A 19,022-nucleotide genomic window follows, 5' to 3' on the forward strand; every position below is an offset into this window, starting at 1 on the left:
CAGCCATGAAAAGAGTAACCATGGACGACACCCACCCCCTTTCCGACCCCGGCGTCGAGCTTGAAACCCAATCGCTCATCGATGAGCAGCAACGCTTCGTGCACTCGCGGGAGAGTTGGCGACTCGAGGACATCGGCAATCATCTGTTGTCCGTTTCCACGGCGGCGATGGCGCCGCTGAACGAGGTCGAGCGGCTGACCTATGCCAGCACGTTTCGCTACCTCGGCGAAATGACCCGGGCCGTCGAAGCCGAGAATCGCAAGATCGGCAGCGCCTTCGAGCAGGACGGGCTCAAGCGCCTTCGCGAAGCCTTGCGCGAAAGCACCGGGCGCGACCTGGATCCCGGCAAGACCTACATTCACACCCTGCACATGGAGCTCAAGGACAGCGGTTGGCAAGCCGGCCGACGCAACAAGCGGGCCTACGATCCCGAGGCACCGCTGGCCCATGTCTACAGTCTGTCGCTCTGGCAGGCGGCCTGCCTCAACTTCGGCTTCGGCGACCTGTTCAGCTCCGACCGGGTGCGTGCCAGTTGGATCGACGAGCGCCCCGGCCCCGGGTATCAACGGGGATTCCCGCCCGATGAAATCAGCCAGGTCAGCATGATGCCGATCCACGACTTCGTGAAAATCGCCCGCGATCTGGATCTGGGCCGCGATCTCAAGGCGCGTGTGGACAACGCGCTGGGCGACGGCGGCGTACTGGGCCAGCGTCTGGAGCAGATGGCCCAGGCCGAGATACTGTTCAATCCCTACGAGGCTTATCGCAATGGCGCGTCCACCGGGGTCACCAACGCGCCCTTCATTGTCCTGCGTCATGCCTTATGGGGCGCGCCGCACACCGTGACGGTGAAGGCCGTCTCGATCCGGCTCCCGGACAATGAAGTCGTTGTCATCCTGAAAAAGGTCAACCTCTCCTATCAACTGGGCAAGGCGCTGTTCGGCGAGAGCGACGTGATCTCCAGTTTTCTCGAGCTGCCGTTGTTCACCTTCGCACTCGAGCGCTTCGACGGCATTTTCAGCTACTACCCCAACCGCCTGGGCGGGGCGTTGCGTTATCACCGCGATGAGCCAACGTTCGAGGCCGAGTTCAAGCAGCAGCTCAAGGACGACAATGCGCAAAAGCGCCTCAATTGGTTCCTGGCGCCATTGAGTATCAAGCAGCAGGCCGTGGTGCGCGATATCGTCACCGAGCATCCCCGACCGCAAGGGCTGAACGCAGTGACCAGTGGGCTCTACGATGCTTTCCATTGGGCTTTTCCGGCGCCGGTGCTCGAAGCACTCCAGTGGAATTACCAGGAGCTGACGAGTACGCCCGCGCAGGCGTTGAGCGACTACTACCTGCAACGTGACCGGCAGAACCTCAACGAACTGGCGGTCGAACGCTCGGTGCAGGATTGGCGCGCGTTCATCGAGGGCGCCAGCGCGGTCCTGGATGAAGTGCTGGGCCTGTTGCTGTTGCCGGTTCCGGGAGGGTTGCGCGGCATGGGCCGGGTCGTGCAGATCGCCTTGTTCGGGACCCTGGGCTACAACTTCGTCCAGGGACTGACGGAAGCGGCGAAAGGGCATCCGGAGCAACTGGCCCAGTCGGTCGTCGATATCGGCAATCTGTTGATCAGCGCGGGCCTTCATCGCCACGCGGTGAAATGGTCGATACGCCGTCACCAGGAACTGCGGCGTTGCCTGGGCGCCGTGCACCGGATCCAGGTGGCAGGCGACCATACCCTCTGGGCCTCCCGGCTGGACCGTTATGTCAGCGTGAAAATCGGCCTGCTGCATGGCGAATCGGTCCGGGCATCAGGGGTGATCGAACGGGGGGGCAAGTCATACGGCGAGCTGCTGGTCGATGGCGAACGGCAGGCGTTCGAGCTGGCCTACGACCCGGTCTCCAGGCAACACACCCTGATGCATCCGGACCCTAACGTGTACCGCCCGGCGGTGAACTTCGACCCGGACCTGCGGCGTTGGCAACTGGCGCTGGACAAGGTCGAGCCGCCGAGCATGAGCCAACTGGGCGAGCGCCTGTTGCCCGGTGGACCTTTGACGAATCGCGAGCTCACCCGCTTGAGCCGGATCAGCGGGACCTCCTCACAGACCCTCCAGCAGGTCTGGACGGGCGAGCCGGCGCCGGCCGCGCTGGTCGACAGCGTCAAGCGGCATAACACCGACCGCGCCCTGCAGGCCTTGAGCGCACCGCTGGTGTCGCGGCTGCCGTTGCCCGAGGAAGGCGACCGGGCGCTGTTCTCGGCGCTGACGCAATTGCCGGATTGGCCGGACGATCTGGCCCTGAGTATTCATGACCAGGAGGGCGTGCTGCTGGAGGCCTACGGGAAAAAGGACACCTTGGCCGAACATGGCCAGCGTGTTTCGATACGCCGTCTGGCGGATGGCGGGTATGTGGATGACCGTGCGCCCGCAGCGATCGCCGATCACGATCTGGGGCCGGTGGGCTTGGTTCTCGGGCTATTGCCGAGCGATTCGGCGTTGAGCCGTCCCATGGCGCCCAGCCAGGCGTTTTCGAGCCGGGTGGTGATCCTCAGGCGGCGGGTGGTGGATCGGGTGACTCGTGAGAGGACCCAGCTGTTCGAAGCCCTGAGCCGCTATCCGGGGCGGCTGAAGTCCGAGGGCCCGGAGTTGCAGCCCGGTGTGCGCAAGTTTCTCCCGGTGGCGAGTTCGCCGCGCCCGGCGCTGTTCGACAAGACCCTGACCCTGCATCCGGACCTGTCCCCCGCGCGCGTTGCCGAATGGTGGCGCGGCCAGTCATTGTCGAGCGCCGAACGTGCCGGGTTCCTGACCTCGGGCCTGTTGCCCAAGGGCGCTCGTCATGCGCTCGCGCAAGCGGCCAGGGGCCTGAACCTGGAACAGTCGCTCGATGGCATCTATAACCGCCGGGCCTGGAACGTGTCGACGGATGCCTGGGCGCGTGAAGGCATGGCGGCGCTGCTATGGCAGAAACTGGGGATGACCCTGGAGGTTACCGAGGTTACGCCGGGGCAAGCCGTGACGCCGCTCGCCGTGGACCCGGCGGGCAAGCGGGTCGTGCTGCGCCACCACGGGCAGGGACGCTATGCGGTCTTCGATACGCTCAGCCAATCTGAACGCCCGGTCCTGGCGGGCGATGACAGCTTCTACAAGGCGTTCAACAGCGCGTTGAACCGTAGCGATCAGATCCGGCTGGGGATCAACGATGTGACGGCGGACAATGTCGGGTTATTGCGTCGCGACGCGGGGGACGCCTTGACCGACCGGCGCACCGATGACGGTGATATACGGCCCTGGAACGATTCGGCGGACGCCTACCGGCAACCCTTCGACCTGCCTGCCGAGTTGGAACCTGATCCACTGGGTCTGTATCGCTGGCAGGACAAGGCCTGGTTGCCCCTGGATGACGCGCTGTTCGAGGTCGACCAGCATCCCGTCTTCGACGAATGGGGCATCGAGCATCCGCGCTTGCCCGGGGCTTACCGGCTTGAGCTGGAGCACAACGGCGCCGGTGCCTGGTGGCATGAGCAGGAGCAGCCGCTGGAATGGGAAGGGCTGAAGCTGTTTCGGCGTCTGGGCTCTCGGGCGGCGTTGCAAACCGATGAGCTGGCGCGGCAACTGATGGCGATCTGTGATGTCAGCGAGAACCAGTTGCGCCAGGTTCATGTGACCCATTCGCGGGCGCCGGGTCTGCTGATGGATACGCTGCAGCGGGTGGACAGTCATCTGCGGGTCGGCGACAGCCTCGATCGGCTGGGCACCACCGGCAAGCTCGACCTGGTGCTGAGCCGGGCGCTCGAACAGTTGAACGACCAGGAACGCCTTGAGCTCTTCGGTGAGCGCGAAGAGGATGAGGTGAGCCGTGTGCAGGCGTTGAGCAACGCACTCCGGGAGGACGCCCAGGCACTCAAGGTCCTGCTGGGCAATGCGCTTGACCGCGCCCGGGAGCCCGACAGCGATCCGTCGACCGCGCTGATTCGCCGGCTTTTTCCCGGCCTGCCGGAGCGGGTGGCGCGGGAGATCGTCGAGCAGGCCGATGACGAGCAGATCCGCCAGATGGACAGCGGCAAGCTGCCCCTGGCGCTGGGGCAGGAGGCACGCTGGTGGATTCAGGATGTCCGGCTCGGGCGGGCGCTGGAGGGTTTTCAGGTCGACAGCCTGATCAATGGGGACAACGACCGGCTGGCCTTGCATCTGCTCGAATATTTGCCGGGATGGCCGGCCGACCTGCGCATCGAGATACGCCAGACCTCGGCTACGGGGGTGTTACTCGACAGTCTGGGCAGGGCTGACGCGCCTCGGCGGGCAGTGATCGTCAAGTCCGCCGAGGGCTATGCGCCTGCCGCCGGCCAGGGCAGTGGCCTGCGCCCGGTGAGTCGCCACCTGATTCCCTCGATAGTCGCCGCGTTACCGGAGCCTGCGCGCGGGGCGCTGGTCCCCGGCGGGTTGGCCAGCCAATTGCGGCGAGACCTGGCCGGTGTGGCGGTCGGCGACCGTGGACGGGCGAAACGTTTGCTGGGCATGCGCCCCGAGATCCCCGGCTTCGTGCCGCCCCAGCGTCTTGCCGATGGTCGGGTCGGCTATGAGCTGAGCGGCGGTGAAGGGCGGCACAATCGGCAATTGAAGCGTTTCAGAGGCCTGTATTCGGGCTATTCCTATGCCGAAGCGTCTCGACAGCTGGCGCTTCTGGGCGAGGATTTCGCCAGTCGTGATGGGGTGATCCGTCAACGCGTCCGGGAGTTGGAGGCGCTGAGGGGCGATCTCAGACGGTGGCGCCAGACGAGGTATAACGCTGAATCACGGGCGCATTTGTATCAGTTCGCCAAACGCATCAAGCAGTGTTGGCGCCGGGAAACCTTGCGAGCCCCCGCGCAGGTCAATGGAGAAAACGGTTACCTGCTGAACCTGGACCGCCTGCAGGTCAGTCGCTTTCCGTTGTTTCCCAGAATTGCCGACTTTTCCCATGTCACACGCTTGTCGATGCGCAGTATGAGGGTCGAGGCGCCGGTGTTTCTCGACCAGTTCCTGCGTCAGTTCGTGTCGTTGCAGGAACTGGATATGTCCCACAACCGCCTGTCCGACCTGCCTGTATTGGAAGGCCCGGTGCGTGAGCTGCGCCGGCTGAAGCTGGCGGATAACCGCATTGTCTTTCCCGTGGGCGGTCATCAGCGCCTGGCCGGCATGAGCGAACTGGTTCATCTGGACCTGAGTGACAATCCGCTGGGGCATCCACCGGCTCTCGCCGAACTGCATTTGCTGAGAAGACTGGATCTCAGGAATACCCGGATAGAAACCTTGCCTGGCGGGATCGAGCAGCTGCGCCAACTGACCTTTGCCGACTTGAGCGGTAACCGCATCCGGAACATTTCGTGGCGAGTCTTCAGAGGGTTCGCGGGTGCCAGGGCCGAGCACGTTGAACCGGTATCGGTTGCGCTGAGCAACAACCCGCTTTCAGGCGATACGCGGCGACGCCTTCAATATTTCAAACTGAGTCATCCCAATGCCCGCTTCGGTTTTGATGTGCCTGAACTGAAGGGGCTCGATCTGTGGTTATGGGGCCGTTCCGCCAGCCGCGAGGAGGCGCTTTCGGGTGCCTGGAAGCGTTTGTCCGCTGCTTCGGGGGAGGAGTTCCTGGGTTTTTTCAGCGAGCTGGCAAAGCTTCCCGAACTGTACCTGGAGAGCAAGGATACGATTCGCGAAGACCTGATCGGGCATCTGGAGTACGTCCTCTCCTTGGCGGCACGGGATCCGGAGTTGCGCAACCGGCTATTCGATATCGTCCACTACGGTCGGCTGGGGGACTCGTCTGCCTTCGAGATTTTCCGGCAACTGGAGCTGGAGGCGTTTTATGCGTTCGCGCGCGGCCAGACCGAGGTGAGTGAGACGGAGCTGAGGATCTTCGTTCTGGCTCGGGGGGAGTCGCGCTTTTTCACCTTGCTCAATGAGGTGAACAGACAGAACGTCGAGGATCCGGAGGGACGCTTTCGGGCGTACGCCTTGCAACTCGGCGATCTTCACCTGCCTCCGCTATTTCTTGACGACATGGCGCCGACGGTCACTGAGCTGGGGGCGGTCGAGTCCATGCGCCAGCGCGTCCTGCACGTCGAAGCGGCGCAAGGGCTGGATAACATATTGATGGGCAACCGTCATTGGCAGACGTTCATGAAGAACCGCCATATCAGCGAGCACGACCAGCTGTTTGGCGAGTTCTTCGATTATGAACCTTTGGAAGGCGAGACGACGCAGGACTACAAGAGCCGTGGCGAAGCGTTGCAGGGCGAATACCTGAGGCGGCGTGACAGTTGGTTGCGTACGCTCACGCGCCAGGCATTGCCCAGGCTCTTTCAGGTCAACATCGAGGCCAGGCAGGATTAGCCAGGCCCCGTGGTCGCTCAGCCTTTCCAGGCCTGGGGATTGACCAGGTCGCGCGGGCGCTCGCCGAGCAAGGCGCTGCGCAAGTTGGCCAGCGCCCGGTTGGCCATGGCTTCGCGGGTTTCGTGGGTGGCCGAGCCGATATGCGGCAGGGTCACCGCGTTCTTCAGTTGGAACAACGGCGATTCGGCCAGGGGTTCCTTCTCGTAGACGTCGAGCCCGGCACCGCGAATCGTGCCGTCTTGCAGGGCCTGGATCAGCGCCGGCTCGTCGACCACCGGGCCGCGGGAGATGTTCACCAGGATCGCGTCCGGCTTCATCAGGCCCAGCTCGCGCCGGCTGATCAGGTGGCGGGTCTTGTCGCTCAAGGGCACCACCAGCACCACGAAGTCGGCCTCGGCGAGCAGGGCGTCGAGGCTGCGGAACTGCGCGCCGAGTTGCTGTTCGAGTTCCGGCTTGCGGCTGTTGCCGCTGTAGAGAATCGGCATATTGAAACCGAGATGGCCACGACGAGCCACGGCCGCGCCGATATTGCCCATGCCGACGATACCCAGGGTCTTGCCATGGACATCGCCGCCGAACAGGGCCGGGCTGACGGTGGCCTGCCACTGTCCGGCCTTGGTCCAGGCGTCCAGCTCGGCGACCCGGCGGGCGCTGCTCATCAGCAGGGCGAAGCCCAGGTCGGCGGTGCTTTCGGTGAGCACGTCCGGGGTGTTGGTGAGCATGATCCCGCGTTCGTTGAAATAGGCCAGGTCGTAATTGTCGTAGCCGACCGAGACGCTGGAGACCACTTCGAGCTTGCTGGCATTTTCCAGCTGGGCGCGCCCGAGCTTGCGGCCGACGCCGATCAGCCCGTGGGCATGGGGCAGGGCTTCGTTGAACTGGGCATTGAGATCACCGTGCTTGGGATCCGGGACGATCACCTCGAAATCCTGGCGCAGGTGCTCGACCATGGCAGGGGTGACGCGGCTGAAGGCAAGTACGGTTTTTTTCATCGCAGGGCTCATCGAACGGCGGGAATACCAAGCACGCTATCATTTTTCGCCGGATTTGTGCGGCGGATTCTTAGTTGGCGATACGCACGCTTTTCAATTCATACGCCGCCAACTCGGCCTGATGCGCCGCAAGAATTTCCGGCAAGGTACCGCGCAGGTACTCGACCCAGGTCTTGATCTTCGCATCCAGGTACTGGCGCGACGGGTAGATCGCGTACACGTTCAGCTCCTGCGAACGGTAGCTGGGCATCATTCGCACCAGGCTGCCGTTGCGCAGGCCCTCGATGGCCGCATACACCGGCAACACCCCGACCCCCATGCCGCTGATGATCGCCGCCTTCATCGCATCGGCGGAATTGACCAGGAATGGCGAGGTGGCGATGTTCACCACTTCCTGCCCGTCCGGGCCGTCGAAGGCCCAGCGGTCCAGCGCGATCACCGGGCTCACCAGGCGCAGGCAGGCATGGTTGAGCAGGTCGCTGGGCCGCTGCGCAGTGCCGTTGGCTTTGACGTAGGCCGGCGAGGCACAGACGATGCTGTAGGTGATCCCCAGGCGCTGCGAGACAAAGCCCGAGTCCGGCAACTCGCTGGCGAGCACGATGGACACGTCGTAACCCTCGTCGAGCAGGTCCGGCACCCGGTTGGCCAGGGTCAGGTCGAAGGTCACGTCGGGGTGGGTCTTGCGGTAGCGGGCGATGGCATCGATGACGAAATGCTGGCCGACCCCGGTCATGGAATGCACTTTCAACTGCCCGGCTGGGCGCGCATGGGCGTCGCTGGCCTCGGCTTCGGCTTCCTCGACATAGGCCAGGATCTGCTCGCAGCGCAGCAGGTAGCGCTTGCCGGCCTCGGTCAGGGCGATGCGCCGGGTGGTGCGGTTGAGCAGGCGGGTTTGCAGGTGGGCCTCAAGAGCCGAGACCGCGCGCGAGACGTTGGCCGTCGTGGTATCCAGTTGCACGGCGGCGGCGGTGAAGCTACCGGCTTCGGCCACGCAACTGAAGGCGCGCATGTTTTGCAAAGTGTCCATGGAAGGCTCTCTGGAGTGACGGCAAATTGTGACACGAAGTAACAGGGTGAGGGGCATTCGACCATGGGATTATCGCGTTAACGGTAACAAAGATTCACAGAAACGCCCTCTTATCGCCCTGCGGGCTGCCTCCTAGAATAGCCGCCACCGGTTTCTCCCCACCTCAGGAATTCGCAGCAGTGCCGCGTCGCATCAGCAGAGAGCTGAAGACTCTCAGTGTTTGGGCTTTATCCTTGACCCTCAGCGGCTGCATCGGAACCGGAGGTATTGCCCCACAGGGCCAGACCCTCGCCGCCAACACCCTGCTCACCGACGAAGCGATCCGCAGCGCCGAGCGCGATGCGCACTGGCCGGTCGCCCAGTGGTGGCAGGCCTATGGCGACCGCCAGCTCGACCAGTGGATCGACCGCGCCGTGCAGGGCAGCCCGAGCCTGGCCATGGCCGCCGCCCGCGTGCGTCAGGCCCGGGCCCTGGCGGGGCTGGCCGAGTCGGCCGAATCCGTGCAGATCAAGGGCGACGCTGCGCTCAAACGGCACAACTGGGGCAAGGACCAGTTCTACGGTCCCGGCGAGCTGGCCGGTACCACCACCTGGGACAACAACGCCGCGCTGGGCCTGAGCTATTCCCTCGACCTCTGGGGCCGCGAAAGCAATGCCAGCGAACGGGCCGTGGACCTCGCCCACATGAGCGTCGCCGAAGCGCGCCAGGCCCGGCTCGAATTGCAGAACAGCATCGTGCGCGCCTATATCCAGCTGTCCTTGCACTACGCCCAGCGCGATATCGTCGAAGCCACCCTCAAGCAGCAGATGCAGATTCTCGACCTGGCGCAAAAACGCCTGAACGGTGGCCTCGGCACCCAGTTCGAAGTCAGCCAGGCCGAAACGCCGCTGCCGGAAACCCATCGCCAGATCGACACGTTGGACGAGGAGATCGCCCTGAGCCGCAACCAGTTGGCGGCCCTGGCGGGCGTCGGGCCGGGGGAGGGCGCGCACCTGCAACGGCCGTCGCTGTCCCTGCACACGACCTTGAAACTGCCCTCGGCACTGCCCGCGCAACTGCTCGGCCAGCGTCCGGACGTGGTCGCCAGCCGCTGGCAAGTGGCGGCCCAGGCCCGCGGCATCGATGTCGCCCACGCCGGCTTCTATCCCAACGTCGACCTGGTCGGCAACCTCGGTTATATGGCCACCGGCGGCAGCCTGCTGGGGTTTCTCGCCGGCAAGAAATTCAACTACGGCGTCGGCCCGGCGGTTTCCCTGCCGATCTTCGACGGCGGTCGCCTGCGTGCCGAACTGGGCGAAGCGGCGGCGGGCTATGACATCGCCGTGGCGAAATACAACCAGACCCTGGTCAACGCCCTCAAGGGCATTTCCGACCAGTTGATCCGCCGCGAGTCCCTGGACAAACAGCAGGTGTTTGCCGCCGAGTCCGTGGCCTCGGCGCAGAAAACCTACGATATCGCGATGATCGCCTACCAGCGCGGCCTGACCGACTACCTCAATGTGCTCAATGCCCAGACCCTGCTGTTCCACCAGCAGCAGGTCGAACAGCAGGTCCAGGCTGCGCGGCTGAGTGCCCATGCCGAACTGGTCACCGAACTGGGCGGCGGCCTGGGTGCGGGCAACGACGTGCCGGCCGAGAGCCGCACCGTCGCGAACAAACCTCCAGCCGTGCTGGCCGCCTTCGATCACTGAGAACCGCGTCATGACTCCCTTGCCCGCCCCGGTGCGCTGGCTGTACTCCCTGGAATGGCGTCGCGGCTTCTTCGACTGGGCCCGTAGCGACGGCGTGACCTGGATCTATATCTTCAAGGTTCTGGCCGCCGCCTTCCTCACCCTGTGGCTGGCCATGCGCCTGGAGTTGCCGCAGCCGCGCACCGCGATGATCACCGTGTTCATCGTCATGCAGCCGCAGAGCGGCCATGTGTTCGCCAAGAGCTTCTACCGTTTCCTCGGCACCTTGGCCGGTTCTGCGGTGATGGTCGCGCTGATCGCCCTGTTCGCCCAGTACACCGAACTGTTCCTCGGTGCGCTGGCGATCTGGGTCGGCGTCTGCTCGGCCGGTGCGCAACGCAACCGCAACTTTCGCGCCTACGGTTTCGTGCTCGCCGGCTACACCGCCGCCATGGTCGGGCTGCCGGCCCTGGCGCATCCGGAAGGCGCCTTCATGGCGGCGGTGTGGCGGGTGCTGGAAATCTCCCTGGGGATCGTCTGCTCGACCTTTGTCAGTGCCGCGATCCTCCCGCAGAGTTCCAGTGCGGCCATGCGCAACGCGCTCTACCAGCGCTTCGGGGTGTTTGCCGGCTTTGTCGGCAGCGGCTTGCGTGGCCCGCATGCCAGCGCGGCGTTCGAAACCGCCAACCTCGGTTTCATCGCCCAGGCGGTGGGCCTTGAAAGTTTGCGCAGCGTCACCGTGTTCGAAGACCCGCATATGCGTCGGCGCAATGGGCGTCTGAACCGGCTGAACAGCGAGTTCATGGCCCTGACCACCCGCTTCAACGCACTGCATCAACTGCTTGAACGCCTGCGCAGCCAGAGCCCTGTAGCTGACCGAGTGGCGGTGATCACGGCCATCGAGCCGGGCATCCTGGTCGTGGCCGAACTGCTCGACGGTTTTGCCGGACGGGCGCTGACCGACGCCGATGCAGGGCGCCTGGCCGCCCAGTTGGCGGATTACAAGCAGCGTTTGCCCGAGCGGGTCCGCGACTTGCGCGCGCGCTTCCAGGAGAGCGATCCGGATGAGGCCGACCAGCTGGATTTTCATACCGCCTTCGAACTGCTCTACCGATTTGTCGAAGAACTGCACAGCTATGCCTTGACCCACGCATCCCTGGCCGATCACCGCCACGAGCGTGAACAGTGGGACGAGCCCTTCGTACCGAAAACCAACTGGCTCGCCGCCTCGGCGTCCGGTATCCGTGCCGCGTTCATCCTGATCGTGCTCGGCGGCTACTGGGTGGCGACCGCCTGGCCGAGCGGGGTGACCATGACCCTGGTCTCCGCCGCCACCGTGGGCCTCGCCGCCGCCACGCCGAATCCCAAGCGCATGGCCTTCCAGATGGCCTGCGGCACCCTGCTCGGCGGCGTGATCGGCTTTGTCGAGATGTTCTTCGTGTTTCCCTGGATCGACGGTTTCCCGCTGCTGGCCCTGATGCTCGCCCCGGTGATCGTGTTCGGCGCCTTTCTCGCCTCGCGTCCGCGTTATGTCGGGGTTGGCTTGGGTCTGCTGATCTTCTTCAGCATCGGTTCAGTGCCGGACAACCTGACGGTCTACAACCCCTACACCTTTATCAACGACTACATCGGCATGCTTATCGGCATGCTGGTGTGCGCGGCGGCGGGGGCGATCATCCTGCCACCCAACAGCCGCTGGCTGTGGCGACGGCTGGAACAGGACTTGCGCGAGCAGGTGGTGTTCGCCATCAGCGGCAAGCTCAAGGGCCTGGGGTCGACCTTCGAAAGCGGCACCCGCGACCTGTTGCACCAGGCCTATGGCCTGGCCGCCGGGCAGCCGAAAGTGCAGAGCCAACTGCTGCGCTGGATGTTCGTGGTGCTGGAAGTCGGCCACGCCATCATCGAGCTGCGCAAGGAACAGGCGATTTTGCCGGTGCACCCGGCCTATGCCGAGTCGCAGCCGTGGCGCCAGTCGATCCGGGTCATGGGCCGGGCGCTGGTACGCCTGTTCATCCAGCCCAATGCGAGCAACCTGGAGCGCGCACTGGTGGCGGTGGACCAGGCCATCAGCCGGGTCCAGGCCACCGACGAACCCTTTGCCCGGCACTTCGACACCTCGGCCCTGCGCCGGGTGCAGAGCTACCTGCACTTTATCCGCACCTCGTTGCTGGACCCGCAATCCCCGCTGGCCGACCTGAGACTCTCCCATGCCCCGTGAAATCGCTTTCCACGGCGTCTATATGCCGACCATGACCCTGATGTTCCTGATCGCGGCGGGGCTGGGCTGGGCGCTGGACCGCTTTATCGCCAGCCATGACCTGTACCGCTTCTTCTGGCACCCGGCGCTGCTGCGCCTGAGCCTGTTCTGCTGCTTGTTCGGCGCCTTGGCGCTCACTGTCTACCGTTGAGAACGACCTGATGAAAAAGCTTTTCAGCCTGATCGCCACCTTGCTGGTCCTGGCCCTGGCGATCTGGATCGGCCGGGTGTTGTGGGTCCAGTACATGGAAACCCCCTGGACCCGCGACGGCCGGGTACGCGCCGATATCATCAACGTCGCGGCGGACGTCACCGGTGAAGTGGTGGACGTGCCGGTGCGCGACAACCAGGTGGTGAAGAAGGGCGACCTGCTGATGCAGATCGACCCGGAGCACTACCGCATCGCGGTCAAGCAGGCGCAGTCGCTGGTGGACTCGCGCAAGGCCACTTGGGAAATGCGCAAGCTCAATGCCCATCGCCGCGCCGACCTGGACAGTATGGTGATCTCCAAGGAAAGCCGCGACGACGCCAGCAACACTGCCGACGCGGCCCTGGCCGACTACCAGCAGGCCCAGGCGCAACTGGAGGCGGCGCAACTGAACCTGGCGCGGACCCAGGTGCGGGCGGCGGTGGACGGGTACGTCACCAACCTCAATGTGCATCGCGGTGACTATGCGCGGATCGGCGAGGCGAAGATGGCGGTGGTGGATATGAACTCGTTCTGGGTGTATGGCTTTTTCGAAGAGACCAAGCTGCCGCATTTGAAGGTGGGTGACCCGGCGGAGATGCAACTGATGAGCGGCCAGGTGCTCAAGGGGCATGTGGAGAGTATCTCGCGGGGTATCTATGACCGTGACAACCCGGAGAGCCGTGAGCTGATTGCCGATGTGAACCCGACCTTCAACTGGGTGCGCCTGGCCCAGCGGGTGCCGGTGCGGGTTCATATCGATGAGGTGCCGGACGGGGTGCTGTTGGCGGCGGGGATTACCTGTACGGTGATCGTCAAACCGGCGGGAGCTTGACGATAGCCAAAAGCTTCGCGGCACCGCCGCGAAGGGGCCTCAAGAGCGCTAGATGCTTCGAGGCAAGACAACTCGCTTTCCCTTGAGTGAAACTTCCTAAAAAAATCCCGGGCGCTTGTTTGTGCCTGATTGCGCGACTAGGCTGCATTCCGTCACTGCCAATTCAGTGACCGGGTTTAGCAGCTCGTCGTGTAACTAGGCTCTCAGACATGCACTTGGAGCTTTCTCTACTATGTTCAAGATCACTCCTGATCCATCCGCAACATCCAGCGCCGAAACCATCGATCCCCAAGCCGCCGACCGTGCGTTCGCGCACTACGATCTGGGGCCGCATCACCGCCCGAAATCGCCCCGCGCTTACCCGATGCCTCCTTCCAAAAGCCGCGAAGAGGCCCTCGTCAACGCCTACTCCGTCCTGCAATCGGCAGCGGCCACGGCCTATGAGCACGCCGACAACCAGACCGGTTCCAGCCGTCAGGTCGCCATGGGGATTGTGCATTTGATCGAACTGGCCCGGCGCTGGGTGGATTCGGTGCTGGATGAACAGCCTGACGCCGTCACGAACTGACAACCGATTCCCAACGTTGAAATACAAACCTTGTAGGAGCCAGCTTGCTGGCGATGAGGTCCGTGAGACTTGCATCGCTTGATCGGCCGTCATCGCCAGCAAGCTGGCTCCTACAGGATTTTGGGCATGGCGATATTTTGCGGTGCGACACCCATCTAATGTGGGAGCTGGCTTGCCGGCGATGGCGTCCGCAAGATCGATGCAAGTCTCACGGGCCTCATCGCTGCGATGCGGCGTCCCGACAAGCCAGCTCCTACAGGTTTTGCGGCGTTGCTGGCTGAAGGTTCAGGCGCCGGTGATTTGGTTGACGCTGGTAATTGTGCCGTTCCAGATCATTTCGTAATGAGCGGTTTGAATGATCGATGAGACCGGACGTGGGGTCATCAGCGCCCAGCAGTGATTGCCGGGATGGCGTACGGAGCCGTAGCGTAGCCCGGGGCACTTTTCCCCTTTGATCGCCCTGCCCAACGCGTGAGAGTGGGTGTAGTCATCCGGATCGTAAATGGGGTCTGCCAGGGGGATGAGCGTGGCATCTTTCATCGTCGCATCAATGAAGTGGCAGGAAAGACCCCGGAAAACAAAGCGCTCGTAATTGAGACCCCGCACATTCGACCAGTAGCTGTTCTGGTGATGCCGCACCTCGGCCAGCGCCGTTTCCAGCGTCTCGGCCAGGTACAACACGCCAAAGCTGCCATCGCTGAACCGCGACCCCGCCGGATTGACGTGGGTGAAGGGGGCCGTCGCGTAGGCGCATCCGGGAATACCGAAGGGGATCTCGTCACGCGGGATCAGTTCCAGTCGCCCCAGCTCGTTCTGCAGCCGCGGATTGGTGAGGGCCTGAATCTGGTAAAGCACCTCGAATTCGTCAGCGTCCGCCACGTCATCGAACAACGCAATCGGCGGGAACTTGGAGTTGACCAATCGATAGGCCTGCAAGCGCTCACCGGACAACACGGGCAAATTGCGCGTTGTCACCATTGAGCACCCCGCAGCGCGTCAATCCGCCGAAACGTCTCGTACAGCGAGATCATGTCGCCCTGGGCCATGACTTCCAGCGGGGCACGCCCGTTGAAAAACTCGTTATCGTTGACCATCGCCGGGAAACCATACACGTTCTCGGGATTATCGAAGACAGTGCGCAAGGCCGCGTGGATGTTCAGAACGAAGCTGATCCGTTGTATCTGGTCGGCATCCAGGCCAACGGACCAATCGGGATCACGCTGTTTGGCACGGGTGTAGGTGCTGCGGGAAATACGCAAGATACGACAGGCCTGATCACTCGAGGCCTGCCATTTTTCGAGTATCCCAACGGCCGCCCTCAGACCCGTCACGCCATGCGCTTTGGTCAGTCCTTGGGCGGGTGAGGTGACGGTCATGACCCTATCCTTGAAAATTGATCTGCAGATTCAAAAATATCAATATTGAGTCTGTGGGTCAAACTCGTGCGTTTCCGAGATTTGCAGTGCCACAGGCGGTCCTGTGATCTATCGCAACTGTTCTTCATTGACGGCTGCGGCACGCTCAAATATGATCAACCCGTCGAAGCGACTGACCGGATGAGATTGAGCGCTTCCCAGCGGCGAAAGCCGTAACCGCGCAAGGCGGTTCGCAAGTGGTGTCCGGATCTGCTTTACCGAATCGAAGAAGGCGCCTATGGCGCCTTTTTTCGTATCTGTTCCTAGCGTTTGGTCGCGGTTGGCTGCCGCATGTAGATCTTGCCGCACAGTAACGCAAAGGCCATCGCCCCTTTGAGGCTTGGCCCTCCACCGTCTGCCTCGTGATAGGCACTCTCCACCACCAGGTTCAACTCTTGCCACTGGCGCCTGTCCTGGCCTGCTCGGCGTAACTCAAAGAACACATGGTAAGGCCCGCTCGGGTCATCAATGGTCATGGAAAAACACCAGTTACGCTCGGCCGAGGTTTCCCAGACCTTGGCCTTGGGGTGGCTCAGTCCGAGGAATATCGCCGGCAGCTTTTTCGACAGCCGATAACGGATCGGGCAGAACGTGCGGTGTCGGCGGGCACCGTCAAGAATGATCGGCTCTGCGGCCGGGTGCGTTGCCGCATCATAGCTCCGGGTAAAACAGTGATTGGAGAAGGTGACATGTACACGCAAATCACGCTTGGCCAACTGGCTTGAAATCGTGAAGGTGAAGGGCTCAAGGTGAGCAAAATCGTAAGTCTGACCGCCAATGGCCAGCGCTTGAAAATAGGCGGCCACTTCGGTCTCCGTCCCGGTCAAGCCGCGAGTCTACCCTGCCTTTGAAAATTTCAGCGTAGGCGCAGGATTACATTCTGTTTCACGGAGCCGGGTGGCGGAGTGATGGTTCTAACGCCATTGCGCAAGCTCGGTTCCCACACAAGCAGCACATTGAAGGCCGTATCTCAGGCCTGCTTGAAAGTCTCGTGCAAATACCGCCACAGCACCCGTCCATCCGGCTGTTTTTCAAACACCGCCGTTGATAGCCGATCCGTGTGCGTGCCCGTGTCATCAGCCTGCCATTCGCGATAACGAACGGTGGCACCGGCCTCATACTGCACAATCACTTCAATCTCGCCGAGGGTGATCACACAACCCGGGCGGCGTCCTCTCGCGCCGGCGAACAACTCGCCCACCCCCGACTTGTCCAATTGCCCGCCACTGGGCGTGACCATGGAAAAGGCCTCCGAGAACCGCGCCAGCAACGGCTCCAGCGCGTTGTCCGCTGCGGTCCCGGCAAACCACTGCTCGATGGCCTTGAGGGTGTCGATCACTTCGTTGAGGTACAGCGCTTTATCCGTCATGCGGGTTCTCCTTGTTTGGGGGTTAACAGTGCCAGCACCGCTGGCGTATCGAGGCGGAACACGACCAGCAGCGGCAGCAACGTCAGTGCCGCCGCAATCAGGAAACACTCGCGAAACCCGGCCGGGTTACTGCCGAACAGATCGAGCAGCCCCATCAGCAACGCCGCACCGAAGCAAAAGCTTAGTTGCCGATTGATATTCCACACCGCGCTGGCCTGGCCCATGCGCGGCGGGTCAATGTCGAGAAACGCGCAGTTGTAGGCGCTGCTGCTGCACAGGCTGCCGCCCAGGCCCATCAGCCCATAGGCGATGATCGGCAGCGCTCCGTGGGGATCGACGATCAGCGCCAGCAAGAGGATGCCCAGCGCCTGGGCCAGCATGCCCGCCAGCAGCAAGGGCTTGGGCCCGATACGGTTGAAATAGCGCTTGCCGAACACAATCGCCACGCCTGAAGCGAGTGCCCAGGGCAGCATCAAGGCGCCAGTCTGCGCGGCGCTCGCCCCCAGGCCACGCAGGTAGAGAATGGCCACCAACTGGGTGCCGATAAACACCCCGGGTACGCACAGATAGACCAGCATCGCCAGGCGCAGCAGCGGTATGCGCGCCACTTGGGCGGCGCTCCACAGGCCACGATGACTGAACACTGGCCGCTGGGCCGGGCGCACGTCCGGCTTGAACCACAACCCGGTCAATAGCAGCGGCAGCAATGCCAGCGGTACATTGGCGTAGAAGATCCAACGCCACGAAGCATGATCGACAATCAGCCCGCCCAGCGCCGGCGACAACGCCGGAATCAGCAGAGCTACGAGCATCATCCGCGAGGTCAGCCCGGCGCGTTCGCTCACCGGGTAATTGCGGTAGGCCATGGCCTGTCCGACCGGGATCAGCAAGCCGCCGCCCAGACCCTGCACCAGCCGCCAGCCAATCAGCGTCTCGATGGAGCCCGCTTGGGCCACGCCGACAGAGGCCAGCGCAAACAGCGCCAGCGAAGCCGCGATCAGCCGACGCTCGCCGAGCACCGCCGCCAACCACACACTCAGCGGAATGATCGCCGTCAGCCCGAGCATATAGGCATTCCCGACCCAGGCTAGTTGCGTCACCGTGGCCCGCAGTTCATGGCCGATTTCCGGATAGGCGACATTGGCCACAAACATGTTCACCAGGTCCAGGGAAAACCCCAGCAGGTAGACCAGGGCGACTTTCGCGCGGTAACTCATTGCAGCCTCCATCGATTGAGATGACAGGTTAGGTCGCCGGCAATGCTTGGGAAACCGCGCTTTGACTGCTAGCTTGTCAAAATTATTTTGACAATGGACGCGAGGCCCTATGGTCAGCCTGGATCGTTTCGAGACCTTCAAGACCGTGGTCGAGGCCGGTTCCCTGACCGCCGCCGCCGAGCGGCTGGGGCAGACCCGGGCCGTGGTCAGCTTCACCCTCAAACGCCTGGAAGCCGAACTGGGCGTCACCCTGTTGACGCGCAACACCCGGCGCCTGGCCCTGACCGAGGCCGGCGAACGTTTTTATGGCCGCTGCCTGGGCATGCTCGAACAGGCCCGGCTGGCGATCGAGGAGGCGCGCTCGGAACATACGCAACTGCGCGGCACGCTGCGGATCACCACGACGGTGGAGTATGCGTTGGCGAAGGTGGTGCCGGCGCTGGAGTTGTTTCGTCGGACCCACCCGGAGTTGAAGGTGCATCTGTCGACCTCCTCGACCCATGCCGACCTGATCTCGGAGCGCTTCGACGTGGCGATCCGCCTCGGCCAGGTGTCCGACTCCAATCACCGGGCGACGCAGCTCGCCACCTTCAAGATCTTTGCCGTGGCCTCACCGGGTTTTGTCGCCGGACTACCCGGCGGCGAGCCGCGCACGTTCGCGGCGTTGCAGCAGGTGCAGAGCCTGGTGCATCGGCGCCTGGGGGATCTGGGCCTGACCCACGTGGAGAGCGGTGAACAGTTTTTCTTCCGGCCGGCCGCCGAGCAGTCGCGCATCGTCGCCGACAACTCCTCGGTGCTCCGCGGTTTTGCCCTGGCGGGGCAGGGCGTGGCGATTCTGCCGGATTGGCTGGTGCGCGAAGACCTGGAGAGCGGGCGCCTGTGCCGCTTGCTGAACGACTACCGCTTTGCCGAACAGGGGATTTACGCGCTGTACCCGGACACCCGGCACCTGCCGTTGAAGGTCCGGGTGTTTATCGATTTCATGAAAGACCATGCTTGAGCGGTCAATGCCAGTCGGTCAGGGAAATGGGATATTGAAAACACCGCGTAACCTGTGGGAGCCGGCTTGCCGGCGATGGCGTCCGCATGAGCAGCGCAAGGCTCAGTGGCCTCATCGCTGCGATGCGGC

Annotated in this window: 14 protein-coding genes; 7 read left to right on the forward strand and 7 right to left on the reverse strand. The window is 63.3% G+C overall.

The features are described 5' to 3' along the window. Nucleotides 1-20: 20 nt before the first annotated feature. Nucleotides 21-6,356: a leucine-rich repeat domain-containing protein gene (locus UCMB321_RS05165; protein ID WP_040064380.1), complete on the forward strand. Its 6,336-nt coding sequence runs from the start codon at nt 21-23 to the stop codon at nt 6,354-6,356. Nucleotides 6,357-6,373: 17 nt separating this feature from the next. Here the strand turns inward: UCMB321_RS05165 and UCMB321_RS05170 are convergent, their stop codons facing one another. Continuing rightward, complete coding sequence (locus UCMB321_RS05170; RefSeq protein ID WP_040064381.1) at nt 6,374-7,348, reverse strand: 2-hydroxyacid dehydrogenase; 975 nt, start codon at nt 7,346-7,348, stop codon at nt 6,374-6,376. Between the two features lie 70 nt (nt 7,349-7,418). Continuing rightward, a complete protein-coding gene (locus tag UCMB321_RS05175) occupies nt 7,419-8,375 on the reverse strand; it encodes a LysR family transcriptional regulator (protein ID WP_040064382.1) in 957 nt (318 codons plus the stop codon). 179 nt (nt 8,376-8,554) lie between these two features. On the opposite strand from UCMB321_RS05175, the gene UCMB321_RS05180 reads away from it, so the two are divergent. From UCMB321_RS05180 to UCMB321_RS05200, 5 genes are all read left to right on the forward strand, one after another. Further along, nucleotides 8,555-10,066 (forward strand): efflux transporter outer membrane subunit, encoded by a 1,512-nt coding sequence (locus UCMB321_RS05180; RefSeq protein ID WP_040064384.1) that lies wholly within the window; start codon nt 8,555-8,557, stop codon nt 10,064-10,066. A 10-nt stretch (nt 10,067-10,076) separates the two neighbouring features. Continuing rightward, nucleotides 10,077-12,263, forward strand: a complete 2,187-nt coding sequence (locus UCMB321_RS05185) for an FUSC family protein (protein WP_040064385.1) — start codon at nt 10,077-10,079, stop codon at nt 12,261-12,263. Further along, nucleotides 12,253-12,453: a DUF1656 domain-containing protein gene (locus tag UCMB321_RS05190; RefSeq protein ID WP_040064387.1), complete on the forward strand. Its 201-nt coding sequence runs from the start codon at nt 12,253-12,255 to the stop codon at nt 12,451-12,453. The genes UCMB321_RS05185 and UCMB321_RS05190 overlap by 11 nt, the downstream gene beginning before the upstream one ends. A 10-nt stretch (nt 12,454-12,463) precedes the next feature. Continuing rightward, on the forward strand, nt 12,464-13,324 hold the full coding sequence (locus UCMB321_RS05195) for an efflux RND transporter periplasmic adaptor subunit (RefSeq protein WP_040064389.1): 861 nt from the start codon (nt 12,464-12,466) through the stop codon (nt 13,322-13,324). 232 nt (nt 13,325-13,556) lie between these two features. Continuing rightward, a complete protein-coding gene (locus UCMB321_RS05200) occupies nt 13,557-13,892 on the forward strand; it encodes a DUF6124 family protein (RefSeq protein WP_040064391.1) in 336 nt (111 codons plus the stop codon). A 285-nt stretch (nt 13,893-14,177) separates the two neighbouring features. Here UCMB321_RS05200 and UCMB321_RS05205 read toward each other — a convergent pair whose 3' ends face one another. From UCMB321_RS05205 to UCMB321_RS05225, 5 genes are all read right to left on the reverse strand, one after another. Next, nucleotides 14,178-14,870 carry an RES family NAD+ phosphorylase gene (locus UCMB321_RS05205; protein ID WP_040064393.1) on the reverse strand — a complete coding sequence of 231 codons (693 nt, stop codon included), beginning with the start codon at nt 14,868-14,870 and terminating at the stop codon, nt 14,178-14,180. Beyond that, a complete protein-coding gene (locus tag UCMB321_RS05210) occupies nt 14,864-15,268 on the reverse strand; it encodes an antitoxin Xre-like helix-turn-helix domain-containing protein (RefSeq protein ID WP_040064396.1) in 405 nt (134 codons plus the stop codon). Before UCMB321_RS05210 ends, UCMB321_RS05205 begins: the two co-directional genes overlap by 7 nt. A 302-nt stretch (nt 15,269-15,570) precedes the next feature. Beyond that, nucleotides 15,571-16,113 carry a hypothetical protein gene (locus UCMB321_RS05215; RefSeq protein WP_040064397.1) on the reverse strand — a complete coding sequence of 181 codons (543 nt, stop codon included), beginning with the start codon at nt 16,111-16,113 and terminating at the stop codon, nt 15,571-15,573. A gap of 164 nt (nt 16,114-16,277) precedes the next feature. Next, nucleotides 16,278-16,676, reverse strand: coding sequence for a DUF4440 domain-containing protein (locus UCMB321_RS05220; protein WP_040064398.1), 399 nt, complete (start codon nt 16,674-16,676; stop codon nt 16,278-16,280). Beyond that, a complete protein-coding gene (locus UCMB321_RS05225) occupies nt 16,673-17,893 on the reverse strand; it encodes an MFS transporter (RefSeq protein ID WP_040064399.1) in 1,221 nt (406 codons plus the stop codon). The genes UCMB321_RS05220 and UCMB321_RS05225 overlap by 4 nt, the downstream gene beginning before the upstream one ends. 109 nt (nt 17,894-18,002) lie before the next feature. On the opposite strand from UCMB321_RS05225, the gene UCMB321_RS05230 reads away from it, so the two are divergent. Beyond that, nucleotides 18,003-18,893, forward strand: a complete 891-nt coding sequence (locus UCMB321_RS05230) for a LysR family transcriptional regulator (protein ID WP_040064400.1) — start codon at nt 18,003-18,005, stop codon at nt 18,891-18,893. The last annotated feature ends 129 nt before the right edge of the window (nt 18,894-19,022 follow it).

Origin of the sequence: Pseudomonas batumici (genome assembly GCF_000820515.1) — a bacterium.
In the GTDB taxonomy this organism is placed as follows: Bacteria; Pseudomonadota; Gammaproteobacteria; order Pseudomonadales; family Pseudomonadaceae; genus Aquipseudomonas; species Aquipseudomonas batumici.